The following is a 12,228-nucleotide window of genomic DNA, read 5'->3' on the forward strand; positions in this document are numbered from 1 at the left end:
ATGGGGGGTCAGGCGGCTGCGGCTCGGGTCAGCCGGTCGCGCACCCCGTCCCATTCGGGGCCGGGGGGCGGGCTTTCGACCCAGATGATCCGCGCACCGCGCTCATCGAACTCGCGCAGGACGGCAAACAGTTCCCGCGCGGCCCGGGCCGCATCATCGGGCATGGCCCGGTGCAGCATGCCCTTGGCCGGGGCAATGGTGCGGGAATATAGCGCCACCCCGCCCGGGGCGTCGCCGAGGACCTGCAAGGCCGTCTGCAACACGTCGGCGCTCATCAGGCGCACGGCCGCACGGGGGGCGTAGTGGGCCTTCAGGGTGCCCGGGGCCCGCGGGGCCTGCTCGTCGCGCTCGAGCAGGGGTTCGCCCAGCGCGGCCTCGATCTGTGCGCGGGTGAGCGTGCCCGGGCGCAGCAACACCGGGCGGCTGCGCGAGCAGTCGATGATGGTCGATTCGATGCCCACCTGGCACGGCCCGCCATCGAGCACCAGCACCTCGTCGCCGAACTCCGCGGCCACGTGGGCGGCGGTGGTCGGGCTGACCCGGCCGAAGCGGTTGGCGCTGGGGCCGGCCAGCCCGAGCAGCCCGCGCCGGCTGGCCGCCTGCAGCAGGGCCTGGGCCACCGGATGGGCCGGGCAGCGCAGGCCGATCGTGTCCTGTCCGCCTGCCGCCGCCGAGGCCACTCCTTCGCGGCGGGGCACGATCACGGTGAGCGGTCCGGGCCAGAAGGCGTCCATCAGCCGGCGGGCCGCCGGCGGCACGGCCCGGGCCAGGGCCAGGGCGGCTTCGGCATTGGGCACATGCACGATCAGCGGGTGGTCGGCCGGCCGGCCCTTGGCGGCAAAGATGCCGCGCACGGCCTCGTCCCGGCCGGCATCGGCGCCCAGGCCGTAGACCGTTTCGGTCGGAAAGGCCACGAGGCGCCCGGCCGCCAGGGCCTCCAGGGCCTCGGCGATCTGGGCGGTGGGGTCGCCGTCGAGGATGCGCGCCATGGTGCGACAGGCTCCTTCACCAGGGGGCGATGCCGAGCCGCTCGGCACAACGCCGTGCCACGTCGTCGGCCTGGGCTGCGGTGGCCGCCGTCACGGTCAGGTGGCCCATCTTGCGCCCCGGCCGCGCCGCCAGCTTGCCGTACAGGTGCAGATGCACCCCCGGCAGGGCCAGCACCTCGGCCCAGGCGGGCTCGCGCTCGCGTCCCTGTGCGTCGAACCACAGCTCGCCCAGCAGGTTGAGCATCACGGCCGGGGAGTGCTGGCGCGGGGCCACCAGCGGCAGCCCGGTCATCGCGCGCACCTGCAGCTCGAACTGCGACACGTCGCAGGCGTCCAGCGTGTAATGGCCCGAGTTGTGCGGCCGCGGTGCCATCTCGTTGGCCAGCAGCCGACCATCGCGCAGCACGAAGAACTCCACGCACAGCACGCCCACGTAGTGCATCGATGCGGCCAGGTGCTCGGCCGCGCCGATGGCCTGGGCCTGCAGTTCGGGGCCCACGTCCGGCGCCGGTACGGTGGTGACCGCGAGGATGCCGTCGCGGTGAAGGTTGCGCTGCACGGGGAAATGCACGACTTCGCCCTGGGCATTGCGGGCGACGATCACGCTCACCTCGAAGGCCAGGTCCAGCCGCTGTTCCAGCACGCAGGGAACGCGGCCGAGCCGCTCCCAGGCGGCGGCCAGATCCTGCGGGTTCTCCACCATGGCCTGGCCCTTGCCGTCGTAGCCCAGGCGGGCGGTCTTGAGGATGCCCGGCAGCCAGGCGGCATCGACCGCCGCGAGCTGTTCGGCGGTTTCGATCACGACATGGGGCGCGCAGGGCACGCCGCAGCGCCTGAAATGCGCCTTTTCCAGGGCGCGGTCCTGACAGATCGCCACGGCCTGCGCCCCCGGGGCGACTGGACGATGGGCTTGCAGCGTCGTCAAGGCTGCCGACGGCACGTTCTCGAACTCGGTGGTGATCGCGGCGCAGCGCTGCATGAGTTGTGCCAGGCCTTGCTCGTCCAGGTAATCGGCCTGGATGTGGTGGTGCGCCACCAGTCCGGCAGGGCTGCTCGCATCCGGGTCGAGCACGGCAGTGAAATAGCCCATCTGCTGGGCGGCATGCACGAACATGCGGCCGAGCTGGCCACCGCCCATCACGCCCAGGGTCGCGCCGGGCTGCACCGTGCCGTTCATGCCCGGCCTCCTGCGGGCGGCAGCGTCATCGCCCGCGCGGCCTCGGTCTGGCGGGCGCGGAAGTCCAGCAGCTTTTCGCGCAAGGTCGCGTCCTCGTTGGCCAGCAGGGCCACGGCGAAAAGGGCCGCATTGGCGGCGCCGGCCGTCCCGATGGCGAAGGTCGCCACCGGAATGCCCTTGGGCATTTGAACGATGGAGTGCAGGGAATCGACGCCTTGCAGGTGCTTGCTCGGCACCGGCACGCCCAGCACCGGCACCACGGTCTTGGCGGCCAGCATGCCTGGCAGGTGGGCCGCACCGCCGGCGCCGGCGATGAGGGCCTTGAGGCCGCGCGGCGCGGCCTGCTCGGCATAACGGAACATGTCGTCAGGCATGCGATGGGCGGAAACCACCCGTGCCTCGTAAGGCACGCCGAAGTCGGCGAGAATCTGGGCGGCGTGCTGCATGACGTCCCAATCGCTGTTGGAACCCATGACCACACCGATGAGGGGCGAAGCGCTCGACAAGGACGGCTCCAGGCTGGGCAGAAACCGCAATTTTAGGCGGGGCTGGGAAAGGCCGGGGCCGTCCCCATCTGTGTCCGTGCCGGCGTCCCGCCTCCATTGAACGGCTTAGCCATGATCGACATCACCCTCCAGAACTTTGAAGCCGAGGTGCTGCAAGCCTCGGTGTCGCGTCCCGTGCTGCTCGACATCTGGGCGCCCTGGTGCGGCCCGTGCCGCACGCTGGGGCCCCTGCTCGAGAAGCTCGAGACCCAGTACGGCGGCCGCTTCGTGCTGGCCAAGCTCAATTCCGACGAGCAGCCCGAGATCGCCGGCCAGCTCTCGCAGATGTTCGGCGTGCGTTCCATCCCGTTTTGCGTGATGTTCCGCGACGGCCAGCCCGTCGATGGCTTCGTGGGGGCGCTGCCGCAGGCGCAGATCCAGCAGTTCCTGGACAAGCATGTGCCCAGCCAAGCCGAACTGCAGGCCGAGGAGGAAGCCGAGGCGGCCGTCGAGCTGGCCGCCGACGGCCGCACCGATGCAGCGCTGGAGAAACTGCAGCAGGCCGTGGCCATCGACCCGGCCAACGACGTGGCGCGCTTCGACTATGTGAAGCTGCTGCTCGAGCGCGGCCAGCTGGCCGAGGCGCGCGCCGCCTTTGAGCCGGTGGCCTCCAAGGCGGCGGTGGACGCCCGCCTGGCCGCCCTGGGGCGGTACCTGGAGGCCTGCGAGCGCGCCCCGCAGGCCCGCTCGCTGCAGGAACTGGAGGCGGCGATCGCGGCCAACAAGCGCGACTTCGAGGCCCGCCACGAGCTGGCCCAGGTGCACTTTGCCGCCGGCCGGTTCACGCAGGCGATGGACGAGCTGCTCGAGATCCTGATGCGCGACAAGGCCTGGAACGAGGGCTTGGCGCGCAAGACCTATGTGGCCGTTCTCGAGATGATGAGCAAGCCCGCGCCCAGGCCGGCCGCGGCCGAAGCCAAGGGCACGCTGGAGGTCACCGGCAAGACCGCGGTGGCACCGGCGGATCCGGTCGTCGAGCAGTACCGCCGCAAGCTGTCGATGACGCTGTTCTAGGGCCTGTCAACGCCGCGCAGGGCTGCGCGAGCCGGCCCTGGGGCCGCTCAGACCCCCAGCAGCCGGTCGCGCGCCTCGCGGTACTTGGCCGCCGTCTTTTCGATCACCTCCGCCGGCAGCGCCGGGGCGGGCGCCCGCTTGTTCCAGGGCCGGCCGTCGACGGTGGCCTGCTCCAGCCAGTCGCGCACGAACTGCTTGTCGTAGCTGGGCGGGTTGGCGCCTTCGGCATAACCTTCCACCGGCCAGAAGCGCGAGGAATCGGGCGTGAGCACCTCGTCCATCAGCGTGAGGGTGCCGTGCTCGTCCAGGCCGAACTCGAACTTGGTGTCGGCAATGATGATGCCGCGCGACAGCGCATAGTCGGCGGCCGTGCGGTAGAGCTCGATGGACACCGCACGCACGCGCTCGGCCAGCTCGGGCCCGATGAGCTCGCACATGCGATCGAACGAGATGTTCTCATCGTGCTCGCCCATCTCGGCCTTGGTGGCCGGGGTGAAGATGGGCTCGGGCAGCCGGCTGGCGTTCTTCAGCCCGGCCGGCAGCTTCACGCCGCAGACCTCCCCGGTCTGTTGGTATTCCTTCCAGCCGCTGCCGGCCAGATAGCCGCGCACCACGGCCTCCACCGGCAGGGGCTTGAGCCGTTTGACCAGCATCGCCCGGCCGCGCACCTGGGCACGCTCGGCCTCGGTGACGACGCGTTCCGGGTCTTCGCCGGTGAGGTGGTTGGGCACCACATGCCGCAGCTTGTCGAACCAGAACAGCGCCACTTCGGTGAGCAGGGCCCCTTTGCCGGGGATGGGCTCACCCATCACCACGTCGAAGGCCGAAAGCCGGTCGGTGGCGATCATCAGGATGCGGTCGGTGCCCACCGCGTAGTTGTCGCGCACCTTGCCGCGCGCCAGCAAGGGCAGGGAGGTGATCGAGGAGTGCAGCAAGGCGGCGGTCATGAAGGTCTCCGGAAAAAAACGAGCCCGCTGGTCCAGCGGGCTCGGCAGGTGCGGATCGGGCTGCGGGTCTTACTGGACCACTTGGGCCAGTTCGCCGGCCGCGTAGCGGCGCGCCATCTCGGACAGGGCAATGGGCTTGATTTTACCGGCCTGGCCTTCGCAGCCGAACTGCAGGTAGCGCGCCTTGCAGATCTGCTTGGCCGCCTCGCGCGCAGGCTTCATCCACTCGCGCATGTCGAACTTGTCGGGGTTTTCGGCCTGGAATTTGCGCACCGCGCCGGTCATGGCCAGTCGGATGTCGGTGTCGATGTTGATCTTGCGCACCCCGTGCTTGATCGCTTCCTGGATCTCCTCGATGGGCACGCCGTAGGTCTCCTTCATCTTGCCACCGTACTGGTTGATGATGGCCAGCAGTTCCTGCGGCACCGAGGACGATCCGTGCATCACCAGGTGGGTGTTGGGGATGCGGGCGTGGATCTCCTTGACGCGCGAGATCGCCAGGATGTCGCCGGTGGGCTTGCGGGTGAACTTGTAGGCGCCGTGGCTGGTGCCGATGGCGATCGCCAGCGCATCGAGCTGCGTGGCCTTGACGAACTGGGCGGCCTCCTCGGGGTCGGTCAGCAAGGCGGAATGGTCGAGCTTGCCCTCGGCGCCGATGCCGTCTTCCTCGCCGGCCATGCCGGTCTCCAATGAACCCAGGCAACCGAGCTCCCCTTCGACGGTGACGCCCACCTTGTGAGCCATCTCGACCACCTCGCGCGTGACCTTGACGTTGTAGTCGAAGGAGGCTGGGGTCTTGCCGTCCTCCATCAGCGAGCCGTCCATCATCACCGAGCCGAAACCCAGCTCGATGGCGCCCTGGCAGACCTTGGGCGAGGTGCCGTGATCCTGGTGCATCACCAGCGGAATGTGCGGGTAGGCCTCGACGGCCGCCTGGATCAGGTGCTTGATGAAGCTCTCGCCGGCGTACTTGCGGGCGCCGGCGCTGGCCTGCAGGATCACCGGCGCGCCGACTTCGTCGGCGGCGGCCATCACGGCCTGCACCTGCTCGAGGTTGTTGACGTTGAAGGCCGGGATGCCGTAGTTGTTTTCGGCGGCATGGTCCAGCAGCTGGCGCATCGAGACGAGTGGCATGGTGGGGCCTCGTGGAAGTCGGGGAAACGGAAGTCGGGGAAACGGAAATCGCCGGGGGCGCGGCGGCATGAAACCGCGCTGTAATTCCCTTGGATTCTACCGAGCCCACCGGAGCGGGGCGGCCCTCACCCCCTGGGACCGGGGAGGGATGCCGCAGTGCAGCATGGGGTTTCCGGGCCCGGGGTGGCGGCGCGCGGCCAGGCGTCCTAAAGTCGGCCGCTTTCCCGTTCACGCCACCACCGACGCCGAGATGACCCGAAGCGTGTTTCCGACCCTTTCCCTCTTGCACCGCAGCGCAGGGCTCGTCCTGGCCCTGGGCCTGCTGACGGCCGCCGGGCCGGCCCCGGCGCAGGTGACGCAGCGTCCCGATGGACAATGGCGCCACCTCATCGGACTGGGCGCCAGCGTGGCCTCGGGCAACACGCGCACCACCAGCCTGAACCTCGCCCTGGACAGTGTGCGGGCCACCTACGAGGACAAATGGTCGCTGACGGGCAGCGCGCTGCAATCGCGCACCGAGGGCGACACCGCCGCGCAGCGCGCCGAGATCAAGACCCAGTACGACCGCGACCTGTCGCTGCTGTGGTTCGGCTACGGCAGCCTTGCAGCCTTGCACGACGAGGCGGCGAACGTCGAGTCACGCGGGTCGGTGGCTGCGGGCCTGGGCTATCACCTGCTGCGCACCGAGGACAGCTACTGTGATGTGTCCGCGGGCCTGGGCTACACGCGCGACCGCTACGAGGCGGCCACGGTGATCGATGGCCTGAGCCGCCGCAGCCGCGACCGCCTGGAGCTGGTGCTGGCGCAGGAATCCACCACCTACCTGTCCGATACCTCGCGCCTGAAGCAGCAGGCCCGGCTGCTGCCGAGCCTGCGTGAATCGGGGGAGTTCCGCGCCGAGCTGACCGCCAGCCTGGCGGTGGCCATCGATACCCGGCTCAGCCTGACGGCCAGCCTCACCTATCGCCATGACACCCAGCCGGGCGCGGGTTTCAGCAAGTCGGACACGCTGTTCGTGACCGGCGTCTCGCTCGGCCTGGACTGAAGGGGGCTCAGCCGCCCACGCGGCAGACCTTGAGCATGTTGGTGCCCCCGGGGTAGCCCATGGGTTCGCCGCAGGTGATGGCATAGGTGTCGCCCGGCTTGAGCACTCCCCGTTCGACGAGCAGGGCCTCGGCCTTGTGCAGGGCCTCGTCGCGGTCGTGGTAGGACGGCATCAGCAGCGGACGCACATTGCGGTACAGCGCCATCTTGCGCTGCGAGACGGGCTGTGAGGTCAGGCCGAAGATGGGCACATGGATCTTGTGCCGGCTCATCCACAGCGCGGTCGAGCCCGACTCGGTCAGTGCGATGATGGCCTTGCAGCCCAGGTGGTGGGCGGTGAAGAGTGCGCCCATGGCGATGGCCTGGTCGATGCGGCCGAACTTCTTGTTGACGAAGTCCGAGTCGAGCTCGATCTCCTCGGCACGCTCGGCCTCCAGCGCGATGAGCGCCATGTGCTCGATGGTCTCCACCGGGTACTTGCCCGCGGCGGTCTCGGCGCTGAGCATCACCGCATCGGTGCCGTCGAGCACCGCGTTGGCCACATCGCTGACCTCGGCGCGCGTGGGCACGGGGTTGACGATCATCGACTCCATCATCTGCGTGGCGGTGATGACCACCTTGTCCATCTCGCGCGCCAGGCGGATCATGCGCTTTTGCAGCGCCGGCACGGCGGCATTGCCCACCTCCACGGCCAGGTCGCCGCGCGCGACCATGATGCCGTCGCTGGCCTTGAGGATGCCCTCGAGCTGCGGGATGGCCTCGCTGCGCTCGATCTTGGCGATCAGCGCGGGCTTGTGCCGCCAGGGCTCGCCGGCCACGTTGGCGAGCTGGCGGGCCATTTCCATGTCGGTGGCGCTCTTGGGGAAGCTCACCGCCAGGTACTCGCACTGGAAGCTCATCGCGGTGCGGATGTCTTCCATGTCCTTGGCCGTCAGCGCCGGGGCCGTGAGCCCGCCGCCTTGCTTGTTGATGCCCTTGTTGTTCGACAGCTCGCCGCCGATCTTCACGCGAGTGAACACCGCATCGCCGGCCACACGTTCGACGGCGAGCACGATCAAACCGTCGTTGAGCAGCAGGGTATCGCCCGGCTTCACGTCGCGCGGCAGTTCCTTGTAGTCCAGACCCACTCGTTCGTTGTTGCCCAGGTCCGTCCAGCCTGCATCCAGGATGAAGGTCTGGCCAGGTTCGAGCAGGGTCTTCCCACCTTCGAACTTGCCCACCCGGATCTTGGGGCCTTGCAGGTCGGCCATGATGGCCACCTCCTTGCCGGCACGCTGGGCGGCTTCACGCACCACAGCCGCGCGGTCGATGTGGTCCTGGGCGGTGCCGTGAGAGAAGTTCAACCGCACCACGTCGACCCCAGCGCGGATCATGCGCTCCAAGATCTCGAGAGTGGACGAGGCGGGGCCCAGGGTGGCGACGATCTTGGTGGCGCGGTTCATGGCAGCTTGTCTCCGGTGAGGATGTAACTTTATTCCATTTTGAGCGCCTTCAGAAGGCCTTTGGAGTTACAGCGCCACCCTGCGCCGATCACGCCGCGGCGCGGCGTGCCAAGATCTCGAAGGCCGGCAGCTGCTTGCCTTCGAGCACCTCCAGGAAGGCGCCGCCGCCGGTGGAGATGTAGCCCACGTCCTTCTCGATGCCGTACTTGGCGATGGCCGCCAGGGTGTCGCCGCCACCGGCGATCGAGAAAGCGCTGGACTCGGCAATCGCTCGGGCCAGGGTTTCGGTGCCCTTGGAGAAGGCTTCGAACTCGAACACCCCCACCGGGCCGTTCCACACGATGGTGCCGGCGGCCTTGAGCTGCTCGGCCAGCAGCGCGGCGGTCTTCGGACCGATGTCGAGGATCAGGTCGTCGTCGGCGACGTCGGCGGCCGCCTTGATGGTGGCCGCGGCATCGGCCTTGAACGCCTTGGCCACCACCACGTCCACGGGGATGGGCACGGCCGCGCCGCGGGCCTGCATCGCTTCCATCACGGCGCGGGCTTCGTCCACCAGGTCGGGTTCGGCCAGCGACTTGCCGATGGGCAGGCCGGCGGCCAGCATGAAGGTGTTGGCGATGCCGCCGCCCACGATGAGCTGGTCGACGTTCTTGGCGAGGCTTTGCAAGATGGTGAGCTTGGTGCTGACCTTGGAGCCGGCCACGATGGCCACCAGCGGGCGCTTGGGCTGGGCCAGGGCCCGGGTGATGGCGTCGATCTCGGCGGCCAGCAGCGGGCCGGCACAGGCCACCTTCGCGAACTGCGCGATGCCGTAGGTGGAGGCCTCGGCACGGTGGGCGGTGCCGAAGGCGTCGTGCACGAAGATGTCGCACAGGGCGGCCATCTTGCGCGCCAGCGCCTCGTCGTTCTTCTTCTCCCCCTTGTTCAGGCGGCAGTTCTCCAGCAGCACGACCTGGCCGGGTTGCACGTCCACGCCATCGACCCAGTTCGCACGCAGCGGCACCTCGCGCCCGAGCAGCTCGCCTAGGCGCCGCGCCACCGGGGCGAGCGAGTCCTCCGGCTTGAACTCGCCTTCGGTGGGCCGACCCAAATGCGAGGTCACCATCACGGCCGCCCCGGCCTGCAGGGCCATCTCGATGCAGGGCACCGAGGCGCGGATGCGGGTGTCCTCGGTGATGTGTCCGGCGTCGTCCAGCGGGACGTTGAGGTCGGCACGGATGAAAACGCGGCGCCCAGCCACCTGGCCTTGGGCGATCAGATCGGAAAAGCGAAGCACGTTCATGGCGGAAGGACGCGGCCTACATGCCGCAGCATGGACTCAGGACGCCGCCGATTGTAGGAGCCCGACGCTCACTACCACCCCAGCCCCAGCCGCAGCGGCAGGTACAAGGCCATGCCCACGACGATGGTGCCCAGGATGTCGCGGCGCCAGAAGTAGTAGGCCGTGGCGGCCGCCAGCCCGAAGATCCGGGCGTCGCGCCAGGTGGTGATCAGTTCGCCCTGGGTCATCAGCACTTCGGGCGCGATCACTGCGGCCAGTGCAGCCAGCGGGGCGTACTTCAGGCCGCGCTTGACGAGACCGGGCAGGTGCAGCTCGCGCTCGGGCAGCAGGAAGAAGCTGCGCGTGAGCACGGTGATCACGCCCAGCCCGGCGATCGTGAGGACGGCTTCCCAGGGGCTCACGTTCCCGCCCCCGGCCGGCCGGTGCGTTTCCAGGCGCGCTCGGCGGTTTCCATCACCAGGCCGGCGGCCACGGCAGCGGCAATGGCCACCACGATGTTGAGCTTGAGCGGCAGGGCATAGGCCGCCACCGCGGCGGCACCAGCCACGCCGGCGGCCACCCAGGTGGCCCGTTCACTCAGGAGCGAGCACATCACGCCCAGCAGCGCGAGCACGCCGGCAAAGCCCAAGCCCCACTGCGGCGGGATCACGTTGGCCAGCACGATGCCCAGCACCGAAGCGCTTTGCCAGGCGATCCAGTTCGTCGCCACGCCACCCCAGTAGTAGGGCATCTGATCCTCCACCCGGTGCCCGGGTTCGGGAAAACGTTTCATGAACATCACATAGTTCAGGTCGCCGCTGAAATAGCCCAGCACGCAGCGCTGGCGCAGCGGGAAGCGCGCGAAATAGGGCCGCCACATGGCGCTGAAGATCACGAAGCGCAGGTTCACGCAGGTGGCCGCGGCCCACACCACCCACACCGGCGCGCCGGCGGCCATCAGCGGCAGGGCGGCGAGCTGGGCGCTGCCGGCGAACACGAAGAAGGTCATGAACAGCGCCAGCGGCACCGACAGGCCTGATTTCACCATCGCCACCCCGGTGACCAACCCCCAGGCCGCGATGCCCAAGGCCAGGCTGACCATATGGCGGGCGCCGAGGCGGAATTCGGGATGGCGCCAAGTGGCGCGGAGCAGGGCGGTGTTCATTGGCGAGGACGACAACCTGCCATTGTCGCCAAAACTGGCGTACAGCGACCTGAACATCGGATGATTCGAGGGAGCCGCTTGGCCGGGATTCGGCGGGAAACCGTCGGTCGATTCTCAGTCGGCCGGGGAGGGCGCGCCGGGCGGGACGGCCCGCAGCAGCAGTCCGGTGGCGGACACACGCAACTCCATCTCGCTCGCACCGTTCACGGCCTTGAAGCTGGCCGAACCATGGTCGGTGTCGAGCAGGCCCGAGAGCCAGCCCAAGCGCTCGCGCAGGGTGAACAAGTCCACCGGCCGGTCCAGGCGCAGGCTGTGCACCGTGCGCTCGGCTGCGCGCTCCTGCTCGAGCGAGAGATAGCGGCCCGCCACGCGGTCCAATTCGTAGGCGGTGTGCAGGCCCAGCAGGTTGGCCATCGGCTTCCACTTCAGCACGTGGGCATCCACGTAGAGCGCATCGCCGCGCAGCTCGAAAGCCTTGCGGCGGCCGTCGGGCAGGGTGAAGTGGGCGCGGAAGTGCTGGGGCCCCAGCGGCTCGATGCGGATGTGTGCAGCCACCTGCTCATGCGTGAGCGCGCGGTAGCCGTGCATTCCCAGCCCGACCAGGCTGATCGCCACCCCGCTCATCAGCAACACGAGCCCCGTGAGGGTGTGGACCAGCAGGCCCAGTGGCCGGGCGCGCAGCAGGCTGCGAAAGGCGGCGGCCATGAAGAGCAGACCCAGCAGCCACAGCGCGAGCGAGGCCCACCCACCCGGCCCCAGGGCCAGCGGCATGTCCTCGAACCAGCGCCTCACGACGGCGGTGTCCATGGGCTGATCCTGCCATGGACGGGGGTGCGCGACCGGGCAAGCCCGAGCGGGCAGGATGGCCATGGCCCGGCACAATCGCTGGCATCCGCCAGGGCCTGCCAGGCCAGGAGACTGCCCCGATGACCGCTTTCGACCCTGATCGCCGCGTGCTGCGCGAACGACTGCTGGCCGCCCGCCAGGCCCTGCCTGACCGACTCGAGCGGGCCGTGCAGTTGCAGACGGTCCTGCGGGGCTGGCTGGTGGGCCGGCGAGAGACGCGCATCGGCGCCTACTGGCCCATCAAGGGCGAGTTCGACCCGCTGCCCGCCCTGTACCGCTGGCAGGAAGGGGCCCCCGAAGGCACGACCCGCCAGATCGGTCTGCCCGTGGTGGACAAGGCCAGCGGCCAGTTGCGCTTTCATGTATGGTTTCCGGGCTGTCCGATGGAGGAGGACGCCTATGGCATTCCCAAGCCCAAGGACACCGAGGCCTTCGATCCCGAGCTGTTGCTCGTGCCTTGCGTGGGTTTCGGGCCGGCAGGTCTGCGGCTGGGCTATGGCGGCGGCTTCGTCGATCGCACGCTGGCCGCGCTGCAGCCGCGTCCTTGGTCGGTGGGCCTGGCCTACGCGCATGGTTTCTTGCCGCTGCTCAGGCCCTTGCCCGGCGAGGCCTGCCTCGACACCCTTCTCACCGAAGAAGGGGTGATGTGGGAGCGCGGCTGAGG

At 69.2% G+C, this 12,228-nt stretch carries 13 protein-coding genes; 3 read left to right on the top strand and 10 right to left on the bottom strand.

Annotated features, from left to right (window positions below; all coding sequences use genetic code 11):
- Positions 1-8: 8 nt before the first annotated feature.
- From ACK4ZD_RS01750 to purE, 3 genes are read right to left on the bottom strand one after another with little or no spacing between them, the layout of a single operon-like run.
- Positions 9-989, bottom strand: coding sequence for an L-threonylcarbamoyladenylate synthase (locus tag ACK4ZD_RS01750; RefSeq protein WP_409657904.1), 981 nt, complete (start codon positions 987-989; stop codon positions 9-11).
- Positions 990-1,005: 16 nt separating this feature from the next.
- Positions 1,006-2,166: a 5-(carboxyamino)imidazole ribonucleotide synthase gene (locus tag ACK4ZD_RS01755; protein ID WP_409657907.1), complete on the bottom strand. Its 1,161-nt coding sequence runs from the start codon at positions 2,164-2,166 to the stop codon at positions 1,006-1,008.
- Positions 2,163-2,639 (bottom strand): 5-(carboxyamino)imidazole ribonucleotide mutase, encoded by a 477-nt coding sequence (gene purE, locus ACK4ZD_RS01760; RefSeq protein WP_409657910.1) that lies wholly within the window; start codon positions 2,637-2,639, stop codon positions 2,163-2,165. The genes ACK4ZD_RS01755 and purE overlap by 4 nt, the downstream gene beginning before the upstream one ends.
- A 144-nt stretch (positions 2,640-2,783) precedes the next feature.
- On the opposite strand from purE, the gene ACK4ZD_RS01765 reads away from it, so the two are divergent.
- Complete coding sequence (locus tag ACK4ZD_RS01765) at positions 2,784-3,725, top strand: tetratricopeptide repeat protein (protein ID WP_409657913.1); 942 nt, start codon at positions 2,784-2,786, stop codon at positions 3,723-3,725.
- A 47-nt stretch (positions 3,726-3,772) separates the two neighbouring features.
- Here ACK4ZD_RS01765 and ACK4ZD_RS01770 read toward each other — a convergent pair whose 3' ends face one another.
- Together ACK4ZD_RS01770 and fba are read right to left on the bottom strand one after the other, a co-directional pair.
- The gene (locus ACK4ZD_RS01770) at positions 3,773-4,672 is read right to left on the bottom strand and encodes a phosphoribosylaminoimidazolesuccinocarboxamide synthase (protein WP_409657915.1); all 900 of its coding nucleotides are present in this window, start codon (positions 4,670-4,672) and stop codon (positions 3,773-3,775) included.
- A gap of 69 nt (positions 4,673-4,741) precedes the next feature.
- Entirely contained in the window at positions 4,742-5,806 is a 1,065-nt protein-coding gene (gene fba / locus ACK4ZD_RS01775) for a class II fructose-bisphosphate aldolase (RefSeq protein ID WP_409657918.1), read from the bottom strand.
- A gap of 262 nt (positions 5,807-6,068) precedes the next feature.
- Here fba and ACK4ZD_RS01780 point away from each other — a divergent pair, with 262 nt between their 5' ends.
- Complete coding sequence (locus ACK4ZD_RS01780) at positions 6,069-6,851, top strand: YdiY family protein (RefSeq protein WP_409657920.1); 783 nt, start codon at positions 6,069-6,071, stop codon at positions 6,849-6,851.
- A gap of 7 nt (positions 6,852-6,858) precedes the next feature.
- Here ACK4ZD_RS01780 and pyk read toward each other — a convergent pair whose 3' ends face one another.
- From pyk to ACK4ZD_RS01805, 5 genes are all read right to left on the bottom strand, one after another.
- Positions 6,859-8,292: a pyruvate kinase gene (gene pyk / locus ACK4ZD_RS01785; RefSeq protein ID WP_409657923.1), complete on the bottom strand. Its 1,434-nt coding sequence runs from the start codon at positions 8,290-8,292 to the stop codon at positions 6,859-6,861.
- 88 nt (positions 8,293-8,380) lie between these two features.
- Complete coding sequence (locus ACK4ZD_RS01790) at positions 8,381-9,574, bottom strand: phosphoglycerate kinase (protein ID WP_409657926.1); 1,194 nt, start codon at positions 9,572-9,574, stop codon at positions 8,381-8,383.
- Positions 9,575-9,645: 71 nt separating this feature from the next.
- Positions 9,646-9,975, bottom strand: a complete 330-nt coding sequence (locus ACK4ZD_RS01795; protein WP_409657929.1) for an AzlD domain-containing protein — start codon at positions 9,973-9,975, stop codon at positions 9,646-9,648.
- A complete protein-coding gene (locus ACK4ZD_RS01800; RefSeq protein WP_409658183.1) occupies positions 9,972-10,718 on the bottom strand; it encodes an AzlC family ABC transporter permease in 747 nt (248 codons plus the stop codon). The genes ACK4ZD_RS01795 and ACK4ZD_RS01800 overlap by 4 nt, the downstream gene beginning before the upstream one ends.
- 114 nt (positions 10,719-10,832) lie before the next feature.
- Positions 10,833-11,525: a hypothetical protein gene (locus ACK4ZD_RS01805; protein ID WP_409657932.1), complete on the bottom strand. Its 693-nt coding sequence runs from the start codon at positions 11,523-11,525 to the stop codon at positions 10,833-10,835.
- A 119-nt stretch (positions 11,526-11,644) separates the two neighbouring features.
- Here ACK4ZD_RS01805 and ACK4ZD_RS01810 point away from each other — a divergent pair, with 119 nt between their 5' ends.
- On the top strand, positions 11,645-12,226 hold the full coding sequence (locus ACK4ZD_RS01810) for a 5-formyltetrahydrofolate cyclo-ligase (protein WP_409657935.1): 582 nt from the start codon (positions 11,645-11,647) through the stop codon (positions 12,224-12,226).
- Positions 12,227-12,228: the final 2 nt, after the last annotated feature.

Origin of the sequence: Caldimonas sp. (assembly GCF_046291045.1) — a bacterium.
In the GTDB taxonomy this organism is placed as follows: Bacteria; Pseudomonadota; Gammaproteobacteria; order Burkholderiales; family Burkholderiaceae_C; genus Caldimonas.